At 35.0% G+C, this 16,825-nt stretch carries 20 protein-coding genes; 19 read left to right on the top strand and 1 reads right to left on the bottom strand.

Features of this window, described 5'->3' with window-relative positions; translation table 11 throughout:
• The first annotated feature begins 7 nt into the window (after positions 1 to 7).
• The 4 genes from recN (at position 8) to C1A12_RS12705 (ending at position 5,270) form a co-directional block, all read left to right on the top strand.
• Positions 8 to 1,735, top strand: a complete 1,728-nt coding sequence (recN, locus tag C1A12_RS12720) for a DNA repair protein RecN (protein WP_101844239.1) — start codon at positions 8 to 10, stop codon at positions 1,733 to 1,735.
• A gap of 154 nt (positions 1,736 to 1,889) precedes the next feature.
• Complete coding sequence (gene spoIVB / locus C1A12_RS12715; protein WP_306417006.1) at positions 1,890 to 3,143, top strand: SpoIVB peptidase; 1,254 nt, start codon at positions 1,890 to 1,892, stop codon at positions 3,141 to 3,143.
• Positions 3,144 to 3,369: 226 nt separating this feature from the next.
• Positions 3,370 to 4,143, top strand: coding sequence for a sporulation transcription factor Spo0A (gene spo0A, locus C1A12_RS12710; RefSeq protein ID WP_101844238.1), 774 nt, complete (start codon positions 3,370 to 3,372; stop codon positions 4,141 to 4,143).
• A gap of 155 nt (positions 4,144 to 4,298) precedes the next feature.
• On the top strand, positions 4,299 to 5,270 hold the full coding sequence (locus tag C1A12_RS12705; RefSeq protein ID WP_101844237.1) for a tyrosine-type recombinase/integrase: 972 nt from the start codon (positions 4,299 to 4,301) through the stop codon (positions 5,268 to 5,270).
• Positions 5,271 to 5,288: 18 nt separating this feature from the next.
• Here the strand turns inward: C1A12_RS12705 and C1A12_RS12700 are convergent, their stop codons facing one another.
• Positions 5,289 to 5,546: a helix-turn-helix transcriptional regulator gene (locus C1A12_RS12700; protein WP_101844236.1), complete on the bottom strand. Its 258-nt coding sequence runs from the start codon at positions 5,544 to 5,546 to the stop codon at positions 5,289 to 5,291.
• Positions 5,547 to 5,786: 240 nt separating this feature from the next.
• Between C1A12_RS12700 and C1A12_RS12695 the strand changes: the two genes are divergently transcribed.
• From C1A12_RS12695 to C1A12_RS21600, 15 genes are all read left to right on the top strand, one after another.
• The gene (locus C1A12_RS12695) at positions 5,787 to 6,266 is read left to right on the top strand and encodes a hypothetical protein (RefSeq protein WP_101844235.1); all 480 of its coding nucleotides are present in this window, start codon (positions 5,787 to 5,789) and stop codon (positions 6,264 to 6,266) included.
• Positions 6,267 to 6,417: 151 nt separating this feature from the next.
• A complete protein-coding gene (locus C1A12_RS21120; protein ID WP_159462190.1) occupies positions 6,418 to 6,558 on the top strand; it encodes a hypothetical protein in 141 nt (46 codons plus the stop codon).
• A gap of 372 nt (positions 6,559 to 6,930) precedes the next feature.
• On the top strand, positions 6,931 to 7,107 hold the full coding sequence (locus C1A12_RS21115) for a hypothetical protein (RefSeq protein ID WP_159462189.1): 177 nt from the start codon (positions 6,931 to 6,933) through the stop codon (positions 7,105 to 7,107).
• A 467-nt stretch (positions 7,108 to 7,574) separates the two neighbouring features.
• Positions 7,575 to 8,768, top strand: coding sequence for a hypothetical protein (locus C1A12_RS12685; protein ID WP_101844233.1), 1,194 nt, complete (start codon positions 7,575 to 7,577; stop codon positions 8,766 to 8,768).
• A gap of 27 nt (positions 8,769 to 8,795) precedes the next feature.
• A complete protein-coding gene (locus tag C1A12_RS12680; RefSeq protein ID WP_101844232.1) occupies positions 8,796 to 11,486 on the top strand; it encodes a hypothetical protein in 2,691 nt (896 codons plus the stop codon).
• Between the two features lie 481 nt (positions 11,487 to 11,967).
• Entirely contained in the window at positions 11,968 to 12,528 is a 561-nt protein-coding gene (locus C1A12_RS12675) for a hypothetical protein (protein ID WP_101844231.1), read from the top strand.
• A 114-nt stretch (positions 12,529 to 12,642) separates the two neighbouring features.
• Entirely contained in the window at positions 12,643 to 12,840 is a 198-nt protein-coding gene (locus C1A12_RS12670) for a hypothetical protein (RefSeq protein ID WP_101844230.1), read from the top strand.
• Between the two features lie 75 nt (positions 12,841 to 12,915).
• Entirely contained in the window at positions 12,916 to 13,395 is a 480-nt protein-coding gene (locus tag C1A12_RS12665; protein ID WP_101844229.1) for a hypothetical protein, read from the top strand.
• Positions 13,396 to 13,501: 106 nt separating this feature from the next.
• Positions 13,502 to 14,056, top strand: a complete 555-nt coding sequence (locus C1A12_RS12660) for an SNARE domain-containing protein (RefSeq protein ID WP_101844228.1) — start codon at positions 13,502 to 13,504, stop codon at positions 14,054 to 14,056.
• 203 nt (positions 14,057 to 14,259) lie between these two features.
• Positions 14,260 to 14,724, top strand: coding sequence for a DUF4429 domain-containing protein (locus C1A12_RS12655; RefSeq protein WP_101844912.1), 465 nt, complete (start codon positions 14,260 to 14,262; stop codon positions 14,722 to 14,724).
• A gap of 51 nt (positions 14,725 to 14,775) precedes the next feature.
• Positions 14,776 to 14,994, top strand: coding sequence for a hypothetical protein (locus C1A12_RS12650; protein WP_101844227.1), 219 nt, complete (start codon positions 14,776 to 14,778; stop codon positions 14,992 to 14,994).
• Positions 14,991 to 15,461, top strand: a complete 471-nt coding sequence (locus C1A12_RS12645; RefSeq protein ID WP_101844226.1) for a hypothetical protein — start codon at positions 14,991 to 14,993, stop codon at positions 15,459 to 15,461. Before C1A12_RS12650 ends, C1A12_RS12645 begins: the two co-directional genes overlap by 4 nt.
• A gap of 35 nt (positions 15,462 to 15,496) precedes the next feature.
• Entirely contained in the window at positions 15,497 to 15,979 is a 483-nt protein-coding gene (locus tag C1A12_RS12640) for a hypothetical protein (protein WP_101844225.1), read from the top strand.
• Positions 15,980 to 16,011: 32 nt separating this feature from the next.
• Positions 16,012 to 16,194: a hypothetical protein gene (locus tag C1A12_RS12635; RefSeq protein ID WP_101844224.1), complete on the top strand. Its 183-nt coding sequence runs from the start codon at positions 16,012 to 16,014 to the stop codon at positions 16,192 to 16,194.
• Between the two features lie 178 nt (positions 16,195 to 16,372).
• Positions 16,373 to 16,780, top strand: a complete 408-nt coding sequence (locus C1A12_RS21600; RefSeq protein ID WP_306417005.1) for an HNH endonuclease signature motif containing protein — start codon at positions 16,373 to 16,375, stop codon at positions 16,778 to 16,780.
• The last annotated feature ends 45 nt before the right edge of the window (positions 16,781 to 16,825 follow it).

The following is a 16,825-nucleotide window of genomic DNA, read 5'->3' as shown; positions in this document are numbered from 1 at the left end:
TCCCTTCATGTTAACGGAATTGTCAATTAAAGATTTTGCCATTATTGATCAAGTATCCATTCAATTTAAAGAGGGGTTAACGGTATTAACAGGTGAAACAGGAGCTGGAAAATCGATTATCATCGATGCGATTCAACAATTATCAGGTTCCCGTGGATCGGTTGAATTTGTCCGTCACGGAACCGAGAAAGCTGAAATTGAAGGTTTGTTTACCATCGAAAAAAATCATCCTGTTTATGAGAAGGGTGATCTTTTCGGAGTGGACATTGGTGAAGAAGGCATGGTGGTGCTCCAACGTACGATTACGAACCAGGGTAAGAGCATTTGCCGAGTGAACGGAAAACTGGTGACGTTAGGTATTCTCAAAGAGTTTGGACGCTCATTAATTGATATTCACAGCCAGCATGAAACTCAATCATTGATGGACCCAGACCGCCATATAGAACTATTAGATCTTTATGCGAGGAATAAGCTGGAGCGTACTTTAAAGGACTACCGCAGGCTGTATAACCATCTAAGTACATTAAAGAAACGTTATAAAGAGTTAAGTGAAAATGAACAAGAGATGGCCCAAAGGCTTGACTTGCTTGAATTTCAATTTAGAGAGCTTCAGGAAGCAGAGTTGTCACCTCTCGAAGATGAGCAATTGACTGAGGAAAGACAAAAGCTTATGAATTATGAGAAGCTTTATCAGGGAATCCATGATGCTTACAATGCATTGTACGGGGAGCAAAAAGGTTTGGACTGGCTGAGTCACGCAATGTCTTCACTAGAAAGTGCGGCGGGTTACGATGAGCAAGTAAGAAAACTCTCTGAGGAAATGACTAACTCCTACTATATTATTGAAGAGCTTAGTTTTCAGTTGAGTGCTCAAATGTCTGAACTTGAATACGATCCTGATCGTTTAGATTTTATAGAGGCTCGTTTGAACGAATTAAGTCGTTTAAAGAAAAAATATGGACAAACCGTTGAAGATATGATGGAATACATCTCGCGGATTGAAGAAGAAATTGATGAAATTAAGAACAAGGATTCTCATCTATCCAAATTGGAATCACAAATTGTTGAATGTGGTGAGGATGCAGTATTAGAGGCCAAGCATTTACACGATATACGTAAAGAAGCTGCAGAGCAGTTAATTGAATCGATTCTTGAGGAGCTAAAAGACCTTTATTTAGAAAAGGCTGCATTTGATGTAGGTTTTTCTGTGAAAGAAGGGTCAGCAACGGATCCGGAAATAAACGGGAAACCTGTAAAATTGCATTCTAAAGGTATGGATAATATTTCTTTTTTAATTTCTACAAATCCTGGAGAACCTTTAAAAGAAATACATAAGACCGCTTCAGGTGGCGAGTTGTCACGAATTATGCTTGCATTAAAGCGGATCTTCTCACAGCATCAGGGAGTGACGAGTGTGATTTTTGATGAAGTGGATACAGGGGTGAGCGGCAGGGTAGCTCAGGCCATCGCCGAAAAGATATATGGAATTTCTCGAGGATCACAGGTGCTTTGTATTTCACATCTGCCACAAGTCGCTGCGATGTCTGATACCCACATAAGGATAGAAAAGCAGGTTGTTAATGAACGGACTTCAACCATTGTAAAAGAACTGACAGACCGGGATAAAGCTGATGAAATCTCCCGCATGATTACAGGTGCGGAATTGACTGAAACAACTGTAGAACACGCAAAAGAATTGTTATCCTTAGCTAATAAACATAAGCAGAACGCATGAAACAGCTCATGCGTTTTTTCTTTTGGTGAATGTTTCAAGCCAAGGGAAACCATCCTATATTTTCTGTGATTATGCTCGTTTAAAAAAGTGGTTTCAGGCCCACATTATAAGTAAGCCATTTGTTTGGTTCAGGAGTAAAAAGGAGTGGTAGACCTTGGATAAGAAACAAAGGATGAAATATATTCTAGGCTCCATGCTCCTGTTGATGATGCTTGTTATCCCTTTATTAAGCCCACTTCAAGAGTATATATCAATTCCAACCGAGATTAATCTGACTTCATCGCAGACGGCAAATGCACAAACAGATGAAGATTCGTCAGTCCCTGCCTTATCAATGGATAAAATGAACACATCGGACGCTATATTCCACGAATACGCTGGAATTCCTGTTAAAAAAACAGATATGAAGCGTCTTAAGGATATTCGTTTAGTTCCTGGAGGACAGTCGGTAGGGGTAGAATTACAAACAAAAGGTGTACTTGTAGTTGGTCACCACCTTGTTAGTGAAGATAAAGAAAGACAGACATCACCGGGAGAGAATGGAGACATTCAAGTAGGAGATATTCTTTTAAAAGGAAATGGTAAAGAATTAAATCATATGGAAGATCTTTCTGGTATCGTGAAAGAAGCCGGAGAAAAAAATGAGGAAGTAAAATTTGACGTAAAACGTGGAGAAGAAACATTTAAAACGTCAATTAAACCACAAATAAATAAATCAGAGGATCAGTACCAAATTGGATTGTACGTCCGAGATTCAGCCGCTGGAATTGGAACGATGACTTTCTATGACCCAGATTCAAAAAAATATGGAGCTCTTGGCCATGTGATTGCAGATATGGATACAAAAAAGCCAATTGAAATTCATGAAGGAACCATCGTTAATTCACGCGTAACTTCTATACAAAAAGGAAATCAAGGAGTTCCGGGTGAAAAGAAAGCTGAATTTTCCTTGACGGATGATCGTATGGGTACGATAACAAAGAACAGTTCTTTTGGAGTATTTGGAGAATTGGAGAACCCTTTAAAAAATGAAAAATATAAAGAGGGCTTACCCATTGCTTTAGATGATGAAATTGAAGAAGGTCCAGCTGAGATACTCACCGTCTTAAACGGAGATAAATTACAGTCTTTTGATGTTGAGATCATACGAAATATGCCAAAGGATTCTCCTGTTACAAAAGGAATGATTGTTAAAATAACTGATCCGGAGTTATTAGATAAAACAGGAGGAATTGTTCAGGGAATGAGTGGCAGCCCAATCATTCAAAATGATAAAATAATCGGTGCTGTGACCCACGTATTTGTTAATGATCCCACCTCAGGTTATGGTGTTCATATAGAATGGATGCTGAAGGAAGCAGGAGTAAATATTTATGAACAAGAACAGGAACATGATAAAGCAAGCTGATATAAAGGGAGCTCTAAGAAAGGGCTCTCTTTTTATATTCATTCGACAATATTCGACTTATAATGTAGAAATATATCGAAATACATAGAATATAAGAGCAAATAGGAGCATTTTCAAGATAACCTTATTTTTTGTAAATAAATTTGCTATAATAAAGAGGGTTACTATTCCTGATGTCGAATTTGTTATATAAGAGTCAGGATTATCTTGTAAGGAGGAAGGGCAAATGGATAAAATTCAAGTGTGTTTAGCTGATGATAACCGTGAGTTAGTAAGACTTCTGGAGGATTATTTCTCAGATGCTAAAGATATTGAAGTAATTGGTACGGCGTTCAATGGCAGGGACTGCTTGGAAATGTTAAAGGAAAAAAAGCCGGATGTACTTATTCTGGACATTATTATGCCTCATGTTGATGGACTGGCTGTTTTACAGGAACTCAAAGGTAGAGACCAATCACCTGAGGTAATCATGCTTACTGCTTTTGGACAAGAAGAGGTAACGAAGAAAGCTGTTGAATTGGGCGCGGCATACTTTATGATGAAACCGTTTGATTTAGATCATTTAGGTGAGCAGGTGAGACAGATCAAACATGTAGGTGATCCAATTAACCGGGCCATGGGCAGCAGTTATACAAAGTCTAAGAAGCCTGATTTGGATACAAGTATAACTCATATTATTCATGAAGTAGGGGTTCCTGCTCACATTAAAGGCTATTTATATTTAAGAGAAGCCATCACCATGGTTTACACAGATATTGACCTGCTTGGATCCATTACAAAAGTCCTTTACCCAGATATTGCAGCTAAGTATAATACTACGGCTTCGAGGGTAGAACGAGCTATCCGTCATGCCATAGAAGTGGCGTGGAACCGAGGAAATATTGAAGCAATTTCATCTTTATTTGGCTATACAATCTCCTCTACAAAAGCAAAACCGACAAACAGCGAATTTATAGCGATGGTAGCTGACCGCTTAAGATTAGAGCACAAAGCGTCTTAATGTTGATTTGACGGTCTTTATAAGGAATAAAGCCATACACAGTTTACCAATAAACTTCTGTGTGTACCGATAAACTTATTCTTTATAGCCAACCAATATTTTAGTTTATTGCCTTCTATTCATCGAGTGATATTGGTGGAGTGGAGGCTATTTTTATGGATAATTTTGAATTTCAACTAGACAATTTTTTACTTTACTGTGACTCGAAAAATTTGAGTCGAAAAACACTAGCCAGTTACGAACAATCACTCAGACTGTTCCAGATTTACTTACAGCAAGAACATGATATTAGCTCTGTAGAAAAAGTAAGTTCTGCTCACATTAGGCAGTACATTAAAAATTTGAGGGAACGTGGTAAGTATTCTGTGGTTTCAAATGAATCTTCAATGACCAAGAATTACCCTGATCGAAGAAGTGATTTAGGGAAAACTATATCTGATACAACGATTTCTAATTATTTGAGAAATATTAAAGTGTTTTTCAATTTCCTTTATAACGAAAAGGAGATAATGAGGAATCCCGTAGATAATATTCCAGCAATTAAACCATCAAGAAAGCAAAAGAAATTATTGACTCCTGATGAACTAAGAAGATTTTTTAAGCACTTTGACGTTACAACTTTTCACAATTATAGGGCATGGCTCCAATGTAGATTAATTCTAGATACGGGTATTAGAGCAGGAGAATCATGCGAACTGCTTCCAGAGGATATTGATTTTCAATATAATTCTATTCTAATTAGGAATCCCAAGAACAATAAAGAGAGGTATGTTTACTTTTCAAGGAAGATGAATGTAGAGCTGAAAAGGTGGATGAAATATCGTGATCGGTATTCAGACAGTCCTTACGTGTTTCCAACAACACGAGGTACAAAGCAAGATGTTCGTAATTTTGAACGTGCATTAAAAAAGGTTGGAGATAAAGCAGGAGTAAGTGTTCATCCACACCAACTTCGTAATAACTTTGCTAAGTATTATTTGTTAAATGGTGGGGATTGGTCAACGCTGAGTAGGATATTAGGTCATAGCAGCGCAGAAGTAACTCAAAAAGCCTATGTGGACTTCACAGAGGAAGAAATCGGTAAAAAATATCAGAAACATTCACCTATGAATTTCTTGGATATATAGGCAAAATAAAAGCCCTTCCTATTTGGAGGGGCTTTCTTCAGGCTCAATTGGCACAAACCGGACAATTTCTTCAATGCTTTCACATTCTAAGTACTCATAAATAAGACCAATTGTGTCTATGTTTAAGCTTTCATTTCTCTTCATTTTACTAAAAGTAGCCCCGGATATGCCTAATTCGTCTCGAAGGGTTTGCTTCTTGATTCCCTTATTGATAAGAGTGTGCTCAAACGGCTTATAACAAGGCATGATTGAAGTTGGTTTTCTTTTAATTGCCATATAAAATTCACCTCTCGTCACCTATTATACCCTATCGAAACTTGTCTTAAAACGTAAAGTTTAAAAAAATAAACTTTTTTTCATAAAAAGGGGTTGTATTATTTTCCAAGCTAGTATATATTTAGATTAACTAGAAAAAAGTTTACAAAAATAAACTTCCTGTTACAAAAAAGTAACCAATAGTGTTTTTAATAATAATACTATGTATTAACCAAAAAAAAGAATAAGGGAGAAATGAAGATGAAAAATCAAACATTTACTGTAGTGCCTGAATTTGGTGGAGTAGAAGGATTAAGTCTGGATCAAGAGAAGGAAATACTTATTGAGAGTCTAGGATTAGTTTTTGAACATCATGTATCTGTACTTAACTACACCATTCAATCTGTAGAGGACATTAAATTATTCGTTCAAGATTTCCTTGGAGAAAACATTCCAGTATCCATTAACAAATTTAAAATGTTCAAGCAGACACAGAACATGGTGAGTAAGCAATCATTTATCCAAAATTTTAACATTAATGCTATCGAGGTTTTATTACAGCAAAAAATCAGACGAGATGTAGGCATGAGCCTAGTGGAGAAGGGAGCAGTGAGACTTTACGACATAATAAGTCTTAACCCTAACCACTCTGCGGAAAGCCTTCTAAGAGAGCTTGAAAGACCTGAAATTAAAGTTTCCGATTCACTTTCAATGAACAGACTATTTGAAGGATTAGTCTAAGAAATATTTACAAGGCTACCTGAGCCTTTCCTATATCCATTCTATATGCTTTGGAGTACTAAGGCATACATAAACTCTAGAATGGCTCAGAGACCTCTTTTTTTGGATTGGTGTGTTATATTGATAAAGAGAGAATATCAGGGGGGATACAATGAAAAGAAAAATTGATATGTCGGAATGTGAAGTTAACATAGTAGAAGATTCTGAATACACTGTTCGTGATAAAATGATTGAGATGTTAATGGACTATATTCATACGAACACTGAATTCGAAGTAGAAAGAGACGATTAATTGGAAGTTCTTAGGTGAAGATCCTATTAATAGTCAAAAAATAAATTTTTTACACACGAAAATACACACAAACCACATAATTTGTGCTATACTAAAAAGAGGTAGTCTGTAGCTACAGGACTGCCTTTCTTTTCTTACATAATTTTACTGTTTCGGACCTTGAAAATTTAATATTAACTCTTATTTTCGGTCAATAAAAAGGTGAATACTCTAAAGCGTAATTCATTTTGACGTGATAATAAATGTTATACGCCATTTCAAGAACTGACTTCATTATAATATGATTCATTATCTAATGCAAGGCTAAGAGTGAAATTTTTGTAATCGATTAAAATGGACATTTTATTGGGAATATTGAAGGGAGGTGAAAAGATGGGAAAAAGAAAGGAATATACATTTCACACCATAATTAGAAAAGAGGACGGACCACCAGAAGAGATGCAAAGGAAGATTCACCACGTTTACAAGATACTTTTCAATGCTTTATTAGAAAGCGATTCATTAGAAAAAGATGAAGAAAGGGAGACGATAATTAAAAATGGATACTAATAAAACGATTACTAATGAAGACCTGTTCTACTGCTATAGTCGAAAGTTGGCTGATTGGATATATCACCATTCAAAAATTGTCCCTCTAACAGTCGCAGTTAATCCTAAGAGTGGGCATACTTTCAGCTTATACGCAAAGAGTTCTAAACTCCAAAAGGCATTGGATAATTACGGTGAGCAATAGTTTCCGAAAAAAACGTGTACAGATTGTACATACTTTTTTGAAAAATCTTGTACGGATTGTACATAAAATTTCTCGTATTTTGAAAAAACGTGTACAGATTGTACATGAAATTACTACGTATACAGATAGACTATATATACACATAGACAATACATATAGGTCAGGTGTTTAGTTTCACTTTGAAGGTCAAAAGATAAGAGAAAAGGTCAAGGTCAAAACCAACTTTGACATTGTTTGTTGTTGTTTGTTGGTTATTAATTTTAAAAGGATGGAGAATCGAAGAATGTTCATTAAATTGTATAACGTATTAGGTGAGGAAAAAAGTCAGTACCACTTGTCAGTGGAAGAGTTGTATTTGTATTCAGTGTTAAGAAGGTTATCAAATTACAAAGGTGAAACATACGTAAACGTTAACGGTATTGAAGAGTATGTCAGAAATTATTGTAACAGTCCTTTCCACAGTAGAGCAAGAGAAGGAAGACAACGTGTTTCTACATATCTAATGTCGCTGCAAGAAAAAGCCGTAATCAATATTGATCGAGAAGTTTCAAGTGCAAACTTTTTCAAGGTAACATTTGTCGAAGGTTTAAAGGAAGATAAGGTTTTAGGTCATGAGCAAATTACATACGATTATTTTGATTCAGTTGAAGGTAAGACAGGTAAAACCGATTTATACATAACTTTTATTGTTTCCAGGTGGAAGAAAGCAGGATCGTTTACTTGTTCTTATGAGCGTTGGGGAAACATCTTAGACATGTCAACTAAGACTGCTGAGAGGAAGGTTAATGATGCTGTTGATAGAGAGGTCATTTATTGTAAGGCTGGCAATTACACAGATAAGGAAGTAAGAGCAGGTCAGAAGAAAAAGGATAGCAACCAGTACAGCGTTGAGCCTTTCGACAAGGAAACGCCAGTAGCAGAAGAAAACCGCTCTAGTGAGCCTGATTTTAACTCTAACGATGAGTATTATTTCGATACTGGTAATTGGCTGAACAACAATAACTTAGATGAAAATGATTACATAATTTACATAAAAAATATCAGTAACAAAGATTTTAAAGCAGAGTGTGACAAGAAACGTAAACGGATCATGAAGAGTTCTAAGGGTGATTGGTTCAAGAAGTCAGTAGATAAACCATATATGGAAAAAGCCAAAGAAAGTGTTGAAGCAAAGAATGAAGAGAGAAACAAGGTTGCTGCAGGTGAAATCATCGAAAATACAAATGATGTAGTTTTGCTTGTAAATGACAAATTGATTTCACACAAAGCATGGAACAAGAAAACTGTCCCAAGCCGTATTTATTATCAGTATGGAACTATGGATTCTATGTCTCCTGATGGTATGGTTTGGGGCGTTCACTCTACATCCATTATGGAATTAGATGAAATAGAGTTGTACCGTCCAGATGAAAACGGAGAATGGAACGATGAAGATAAGATGGACTACGATCATTCAGATTTAGCATACAAATTTTAAAAACTACTAATAAAAAGGGGTAATGTAATGAGCAAAAAACAATCTGTATATATTCCAAGCGTAGAAGGCGCTGCTCTGTATGGACATGAGAAAAGAGGTCAAAACCTGAAACTTGAGCATGTGGGTATGATACCTTATAGCTTAGAACTAATGAAACTACATAAAATGAAATTGAAAACGATTCCCAATAAAACTAGCGAAAAATTGATGAGTAACGACTTAATAAATGTCCGTTTCAATCAGAAAGTTGAAGGTTGGGGAGAAGTTCAAAAAGGTGTTATGAGGAAGATAAAAGATATTGAAAAGGAAATCAGAGAGCTCAATTCGAAAATTAATGATAAGCAAATAGGTAGTAAACAGAAAGAAAAGATTCAAGAACGCATTCAGAATAAAAAACAATACAAGCGAAGCCTTGAAGAGTTTAAGGAAAACGAATTTAGTGACCCAAAAAGGTATCCGGAATGGAAGGAAGTTAAGAATAAAGAGTTAAGAGAGAAACTCTACGATAAAGGGTTTACCATAACGGATGATAAAGGTAAAAAAACTGAATACAAAATGTACAAACGAAGCTCTTCAAAATCTAGAAAAGGCGAGTGCTTGTTTATCAAAAAATCACTTTATAGCAAGATGATTAAGTGGTCGAGAATGGAACTTCCTTTTCACAAGAATTTTAATGTTGACTTAGCTTCTTTAATGGCATATGAGAGCTTGGTTGGATCTAGTATTGAAAAGACACTTAACATTGACCCAAACAAAATCTTGATTGTGGATGATGTAGAAAGTACATTTAACTGGAAGGCTAATGTAGTCCAAAAAGGTAAAAATGGATTCCTGGACTGTATATTAGATGAAAATGCCGAAATAACCAATAGTTTATTTGACGGTCAAAGCTTATTACATAGTAAATTTTTTAAAGTAGATGAACATATGCTGCAACTTAGAAACCACATGTTTAAAACAGCTAGCTTTTCTACAAACATAACTGATTTTATGGAAGCTAATTGTCCAGAGGATACTTCTTTTGACGAATGGGAAATTAAGAACATGTTTAATCAGCCAATTAAAGCTAAGGATGTAGACATGATCACTACTCCTTCGTCTGCTAAGTTTCTGAAATTCAGCCACTTATTCTCAGGGGGCAATAAAGAAAGACAGATGTGGGACTATTGGAGACAGTTTGTAGAAACTGAAGGTAATGTATTCGGTGTTTGTAAATCTGAATCAAAAACAAGTAGAGGAACAAACGATGATGGGCAGTTTGTTCAACAAACCAGTTATCAGATGATAAATTCAATGCAACTTACAGAGGAAGATGTTGAAAAACTATCAGAGTTTGATGTGAAATACATAAGAAATTTATCTAATGATGATGAATATATTGAGCATCTGTATAAAGGCATTAATGAAGTGAACATGAACGAAATGTTAATTGATTTGTACCGACATAACTCCGACTTCGTACAAACTAAAATGTTTCGTGATTTCCGAAAAGCTGAAAAGAATAGATTTAAAAACCACATTAAGAGGGGTAAGCTAAGAATACCCGGTGACTACTGTGTTTTAATCGGTAATTGCTATGAAATGCTTTTACATAGTATTCGCAAGTTTGATATTCATAACATAAAAGAAGATCAGCAACCATTAAAAGGTAATCAAATACATACTGAATTATTTCCTTTTGGTAAAGAGTACGTTGGTTTCAGAAATCCACATACTAGCCCATCGAATGTGTTAATAACTGATAATGTTAAAAGTGATAAAATTGACAAGTATTTCAATTTAGGAAGTAACGTTGTAGCTATTAACGTTATTGGATTTCCTGTTTTAGATATTTTATCGGGAGCTGACCAAGACGGAGATGTCGTTTGCTTATTCGATTCTGAAATCCTTCTACAGCGAGCAAAAGAGATGGATGGCAAATATCCGGTGTCAATCAACAACGTAAAAAGTCAGAAGAAGAATTATAAATTGAATATGCTAGATAAATCTGAAATCGATCATGTTTTAGGTGAGTCTACAGATAACATTGGTACAGTTGTTAATCTGGCTCAAGAGATCCTTAGTTTGTATTGGGATGGAAAGACAAATGGAGAAGACGATGAAGTATTAGAGGAGTTGTTAAAGAAAACAGAAATATTCACCATTCTTTCAGAGATCTCAATAGATATGGCTAAAAAACTATATGACCTCAATATTGGTGATGAGATCGAATACATGGAAGAGACGACAGATTTGAAGCCGTTGAAACCTTTATTTTTTAAAACAGTTAAGCAAAGTAAAACTATTAAAGATAGGGTAACAGCTTATAAGACATCAATGGACTACTTACATAACATACTGGATAATATTGAACGATCAGAACCACTTGATAACATTGACATAATGAAATTAATGAATACATACCCAAAACGTAATGTAAATAAAAAACAACATAACGATATCCTTGACCGAGTTGGTAAAATGGTCAGACAAGTAAATAGTATTAAGGCTAAAAAGTATTCTAATGAAACTGAACAGTTTGAAGCGATGGACAATGTAGTAAAGTATTGTCAGTTTTACATAGAAAAGAAGAAGATTAATGAGGACACCATGTATTACATAATTAAGAATGTGTTGAATAATAAGAGTAAGATTGCTAGTAAAATGATGAATATGCTTTACACAACTCATAGAGAGACGTTTTTGTCAATATTTACTGAAAAAAGTTCGCAAAAATAGCCATATAGGTTGATTTATAGGGGTTTGTGAAGTTTCCAATATAGAGGGAGAATGTAGTGCGAAGACTAGTCTTTGATTTCGCCCATTGAAAGTCTAAAAGACCAGTAGGTGCGTTCTCTTCTCTTTTTTATTATTTTTACTTAAAAAATCACAAACTTCTCCTGATTATTTATTGCTTAATTCTATATTAAAGGATAGTCAATGGAATTGCAAGAGATAAATTAAATTTTACAGCGAATTATCCAACGGTGAGAAGCGTTGGGAATATTAATATTTTCTCCTTATATAGCCCTGTCTTATTGGCAGGGTATCTTTTTATGTGTTGCATTGGGCTTTTCTCATCCTTAAGTCCTTTTTGGTAGTGTGCGGGCTTCAGGTTAGCTATCTGGAGTCCATTTTAATATTACCGAATAGTGGATGAAGTCGAATGGAATGTATAAGCGATTGTACATTACCAAAAAATTATAGAAGGATGTTTTAGATGAAAGAAGAAACAGTTTTAGTACCAATTCCGGAGTTGGATTTTAGTAAGGAGTATTTAGCAGATTTAGACAAGGGATTAATTTGGAGCGTTAAGAGTAATCGCTACCTAAAACAAAAAGCGAATCGTTTTGGATATCGCTATACTACACTCAAAGTTAATGGTAAATCTTCTCCTTATTCAGTACATAGTTTAATTATGAGTGCAGGTATGGGAGTTAAATGTAATTGGTGGCTCAATCAGGGATTGGAAATAAATCACGACGATAAGTTTGGGGAGAATCCCGATAGCTTTTATAAAATGTCGCTATGCACACGCAAACAACAATATGAAGATCAGTATGATCCTAATGTACGTGGTAAGTTAGGAAAATTTAAGCGACTTAGAGATGATGAAGTTTGTGAGATCTTAGAGCAATTTATAGAATTTAGAGATACTAAAGGATTTAAGTTTTCCTCGTTTGTGCTTGCAATGAGCGAAGCCTATGAGAAGCATTATAATACTGTTTATTATTTACTGAAAGGTAAGTCACACAAGCGTTTAACAAATGGTTTAATTTAATACATAATATAAACTTAGGTCAAATAAAATTAAAATTTTACATATTTTTGCAGGTTTTTCTCTTAGTTCCCTCGAAAGAGTAATGTATACGATAGATGGAAGGAGGGATATAAGGTGTATATAAAACCAGAGCGTGAAGTTTATCGAACCGAGGATGGGGTCTTCATGTATGACATTTGGCAAGTAGGAGAAGGTTATGAAATTTCTTGTTTTAGAGCAGACTCGGCAAATCAATTTAGAACGTTTACGTATGGAGAGACTAGACAACAAGCGATAAGTAAAGCAGTTGAAGAATGCAAAGGCAAGGAATAGCATACATGAAATTTACAGAATCTAGCAGGATTTCTCTTTTTAGTCTAGAAGTAGTAGGCTGAAGGGGGTGAAATGATGGCATTAACACTTGGAGACTTTCAGAAAAATTACTCTTCATTAAAAGGTAAACCAACAGCAGTTTACCATCAAGCAATTTTAAAGTTGAAAAAGCTTAAAATTGGAGAGCCCAAGGTTTTTTATCCTAAGAATATTTTTACTAATGAACTCTTAGAAATGTTTTTGTTTAATGATAGCTCATTAACTCACGTTTCGATTGATGAGAAGAGAAACATGTTTTGGATTAGTAATTATAATTACCAAGAGATCAAATCGATTGTGCTTGAATTAGACTATCAAAAATCTGATAGGCAAACTTTGAAGGTCGAAGTTCCAAATAACGTTTTCTACTTTAATAACGAACAAGATACTAATGAGAATCATTTAGAGGAATTTTACAGGAAAATAGATAATATCTATAGTTTAATTACCACTAGGAAGTTGTTAGAAGAGACTTCATCGAATGTGGATGCAACTGACGATATTGTTTATTACTAAGGTTAGAGTTTTAAGGCACTTGCACATTTTGTGTGGGTGCTTTTTAAAATTCCAAGAGAAGGATTATATCACTTTCTGTCGAAGATGATTAGATAGAGGTGGTAATATGACGAATAAATTCTCTTATACTATCGGTTTTGTATTTATCCTTTATGCGAGTCTGTATATTCTAGGCTTTGTCAACTTAGATGTTCAATTGCTATTAGGACTAACCGTCTCTTCTTTCTTTCTTGCTACTGCAGATTTTACAAAAATAAGATTTGAATTAGGGGCATTATCAGAGAGAAAGGCTAAGTGGTTTGAATGGTTTATAGAATTTAATTATCTAGGCGCTTTTTTTGCCATCATAGTATTGCCCAATGTAAATTTATTAAACAATATCCCTGAAGGTAAATTAGAAATAACAGCAAATTATTTATTTTTAATGACACTAGGAATTACTTTTTATCTTCTATATTTTAGTGAGCTTCGAACTGAAGAGAAAAGGAAGTACAAAGAAATAATTGAAAAGCAGAAAAAGACTCTTGACGAATTAAGGGATCAAGTCGAATCTTTGGATGAAGAAATAGACCGTCATGATCAAGTTTTAGATCTTGTTAATAACCAATTACATTCGGTTGATAGAAAAATTAATCGACCTGGAAGGGAACTAGATGAGTAATAAACTGATGAATATGGCCTAAACTCTACGAAGAGGTATGGTAGTTGACTAAAACTTTAAGGACAATAAATTCTAATTTATTTCTTAAAGATGGTAAGAGACGTATAAAAGCACCTGATTTAATACTGGTTTAAAAGAAGGAGAAAAAAACTGTGTGTCGAAATATTGTAGTGAATAATTAGATAAAAGGGGGTTAAAAAATTATGCCTGAATTTGTTTTTAAATCAAACGGCAAATTCTTTGTGACTGTAGAGAATGGGTATTTACGTTGGACTCGAAAGGGAATGCAAAACTTTTTCGTGCAAGGTTCCAAAGGTGAAAAGAATATACCCATTAGGGAAATTTCAGCAATACAACTAAAAGAGCCTAAAGTTACTACTGGATATATTCAATTTGCTTACAGCGGTGCATCAGAAAGTAAGGGTGGAGTAATGGACGCTGTTAAAGATGAAAACACCATTACATTTACTAAAAAGGAATTAAATCAGGCTAAAGAATTAAAGCAACTTATTGAATCGCTGCAGAACGAATACTACTCCTCCCAAAGGCAAATATCTGGCCAGTCTAGTGATGCAGATGAGTTAAGGAAGTATAAAGAACTACTTGATGACGGAATTATAACTGCAGAAGAATTTAATAGTAAGAAAAAAGATTTATTAGGACTTTAAGTCACTCCCTTAAGAGTGGCTTTTTATTTTATTAGAAAGGATGGAATAAGTATGACTGATTATTATGATATAGAAATACAGCGATTCAACAAGGCTATCGAAGCTCTCGAGGAAAGCAACAAACGTAAGATGGAAATGTTTAAAAAACTTAATGCTCAGATGGACAAAACTAACCAGAAATTGACTGAGATGAATGAAGAAGGAGCATTTGATATAAGTACTTATCATCAAGAAACTATTGAAAAGTCAGGTTCTTTTGAAGAAAAATGAACAAATTAGATATGGAAATAGGAGACATAATCTTCGTTCGAGGTAAATCACCTGTTTCTTTTCTAGTGCGACTGTTTGACCAGGGAGAGTTTTCCCATGTTGCTTTGATGATTTCTAATACTCATTGTATTGAGTCTCAATGGAATACACGAGTACGGATAGTGCCAATGGAATTTAATGATTATGAAGTAGTGAGGATACCTTTGAGCGATATAAGGAAAGACATGATTGTTCGTAATGCTGCAAGTCTTACGGGGCGTTGGTATGACTATCGACAGATCATCTCTTATTTAATTCAACGCCCTTGGAATGCACCAAACGCATACATCTGCAGTGAAATTATAACTACATTATTGTTTGATAAGGATATGGTTTTAAAACCAAATGAGTTGTATAGATACATAATCGAAAATGAATTAAATGTAAAACAAACGGTTGACTTATGTAAGACAATTGAATTACAATGATATTAGTTTCAAAATACTCTAAAAGGGACGATGGGATGAAAACTAAAAAGCTGCTTCCTTTGTTTGTTCTTGCTGGGTTACTAGTTAGTGTCGTTGGTTGTGGATCTGCCGAGAGTGAAGAAAGTTCTGATTCAAGTGATTACTCATCAGAAAACGATACAACTAATGTAGATGAAGAGAGTAACGAAGATGAAGAAACTCCAGAAGAACTAAATGAGGAATTAATGAATGAAGCTGTAGAAGCAGACTTTGTAGCAATAAACAGTGGTGAAACTGAAGTTGGAACAAAAGTTTTTGTTGAAGGCGAAGTAAGTGCGTTAGTTGATGACTCTGTATTTGAACAGTTCACTATATCGTCAGAAGAAGGCGATGGGGTCGGGATGTATGAAGTGCAACTAGTCAACACTACTGAAGCAGCTTATGCTGAAGGTGACATCGTAACGGTTTATGGGACTGTTGGAGATCCTGATGAATCTACCGGAATGCCAATAATTAATGCAACAGTTATAATTAAGTAGATATTGGTGATCGTATATTAGGAGTGTTTATTTTGAAGGTGCAAAAGAGTTACAGATTAGAACAGGATACTGTAGATGATATGGAAAAGTTAGTAGCTCATTATAAGGAAGAGTTATACAAACAGACAGGTAGCAAACTTAACATCTCTGCTGCATTTGTTATTGAGAGGTTAGTAACTGAGAAGATACGGGAGTTAGGGTTAGATGATGAGTAACTAAATAGGGGATAGTGTTCTACACGATAGGGGTATGGCTTATGCTGTACCTCTTTTCTTATGCCATTATGTAATAGCCTATCTCACTGTATTGATATAGCTATGCCGTTATTGTTAAAGGGTATCTGACTGTAAGGTTAGGGATACCCACAGTGTATTGATGGGGTAAGTGTTTTAGATGGGCTACCCCGTTTGTAACGGAAGGGATTTATTTGAGAAGGGTAGGTATTTATCTATGCCTGGTAAGTCTTTTAAAGCATGTGCCTATTTGCATTGCCCTGTACTAACTAAGGATACGTACTGTGATAAGCATAGTAAAGAAGTACATAAAGAATACAAGAAGAATCGTAATGATAAGAGAGAACAGAAGTTCTATTCAAGTAAAGCATGGATCAATCTAAGGAATGTGAAGAGACAGATGAATCCATTGTGTGAGATATGTATGACCAAGGATAAGCTAACACCTGTTGACATTGTTCACCACATCGTTGAGGTCAAGGAAGATTGGTCACTAAGGTTAACACTAAGTAACTTACAAAGTGTTTGTGTTTCCTGTCACCAATCCATACATAGGACTAAGCAATAGGTATTAGGCAATAGGATTAGGAATTAGCATTATGGAATAAGGTTT

Source organism: Halobacillus sp. Marseille-P3879 (assembly GCF_900240285.1).
In the GTDB taxonomy this organism is placed as follows: Bacteria; Bacillota; Bacilli; order Bacillales; family Halobacillaceae; genus Halobacillus_A.
The sequence above is the reverse complement of the archived record's forward strand: the minus strand, read 5'-3'. Positions and strand labels throughout refer to the sequence as shown.

Bases quoted from the DNA above. Each gene is read 5' to 3' on its own strand.
- C1A12_RS12675 (WP_101844231.1), top strand. From the start codon at position 11,968: ATGAAAGAAGAAACAGTTTTAGTACCAATTCCGGAGTTGGATTTTAGT.
- C1A12_RS12700 (WP_101844236.1), bottom strand. From the start codon at position 5,546: ATGGCAATTAAAAGAAAACCAACTTCAATCATGCCTTGTTATAAGCCG.
- C1A12_RS21115 (WP_159462189.1), top strand. From the start codon at position 6,931: ATGGGAAAAAGAAAGGAATATACATTTCACACCATAATTAGAAAAGAG.
- recN (WP_101844239.1), top strand. From the start codon at position 8: ATGTTAACGGAATTGTCAATTAAAGATTTTGCCATTATTGATCAAGTA.
- C1A12_RS12680 (WP_101844232.1), top strand. From the start codon at position 8,796: ATGAGCAAAAAACAATCTGTATATATTCCAAGCGTAGAAGGCGCTGCT.
- C1A12_RS12685 (WP_101844233.1), top strand. From the start codon at position 7,575: ATGTTCATTAAATTGTATAACGTATTAGGTGAGGAAAAAAGTCAGTAC.
- C1A12_RS12650 (WP_101844227.1), top strand. From the start codon at position 14,776: ATGACTGATTATTATGATATAGAAATACAGCGATTCAACAAGGCTATC.
- C1A12_RS12655 (WP_101844912.1), top strand. From the start codon at position 14,260: ATGCCTGAATTTGTTTTTAAATCAAACGGCAAATTCTTTGTGACTGTA.
- C1A12_RS21600 (WP_306417005.1), top strand. From the start codon at position 16,373: ATGGGCTACCCCGTTTGTAACGGAAGGGATTTATTTGAGAAGGGTAGG.
- C1A12_RS12695 (WP_101844235.1), top strand. From the start codon at position 5,787: ATGAAAAATCAAACATTTACTGTAGTGCCTGAATTTGGTGGAGTAGAA.
- C1A12_RS12640 (WP_101844225.1), top strand. From the start codon at position 15,497: ATGAAAACTAAAAAGCTGCTTCCTTTGTTTGTTCTTGCTGGGTTACTA.
- C1A12_RS12705 (WP_101844237.1), top strand. From the start codon at position 4,299: ATGGATAATTTTGAATTTCAACTAGACAATTTTTTACTTTACTGTGAC.
- spo0A (WP_101844238.1), top strand. From the start codon at position 3,370: ATGGATAAAATTCAAGTGTGTTTAGCTGATGATAACCGTGAGTTAGTA.
- C1A12_RS12645 (WP_101844226.1), top strand. From the start codon at position 14,991: ATGAACAAATTAGATATGGAAATAGGAGACATAATCTTCGTTCGAGGT.
- C1A12_RS12665 (WP_101844229.1), top strand. From the start codon at position 12,916: ATGGCATTAACACTTGGAGACTTTCAGAAAAATTACTCTTCATTAAAA.
- C1A12_RS21120 (WP_159462190.1), top strand. From the start codon at position 6,418: ATGAAAAGAAAAATTGATATGTCGGAATGTGAAGTTAACATAGTAGAA.
- C1A12_RS12660 (WP_101844228.1), top strand. From the start codon at position 13,502: ATGACGAATAAATTCTCTTATACTATCGGTTTTGTATTTATCCTTTAT.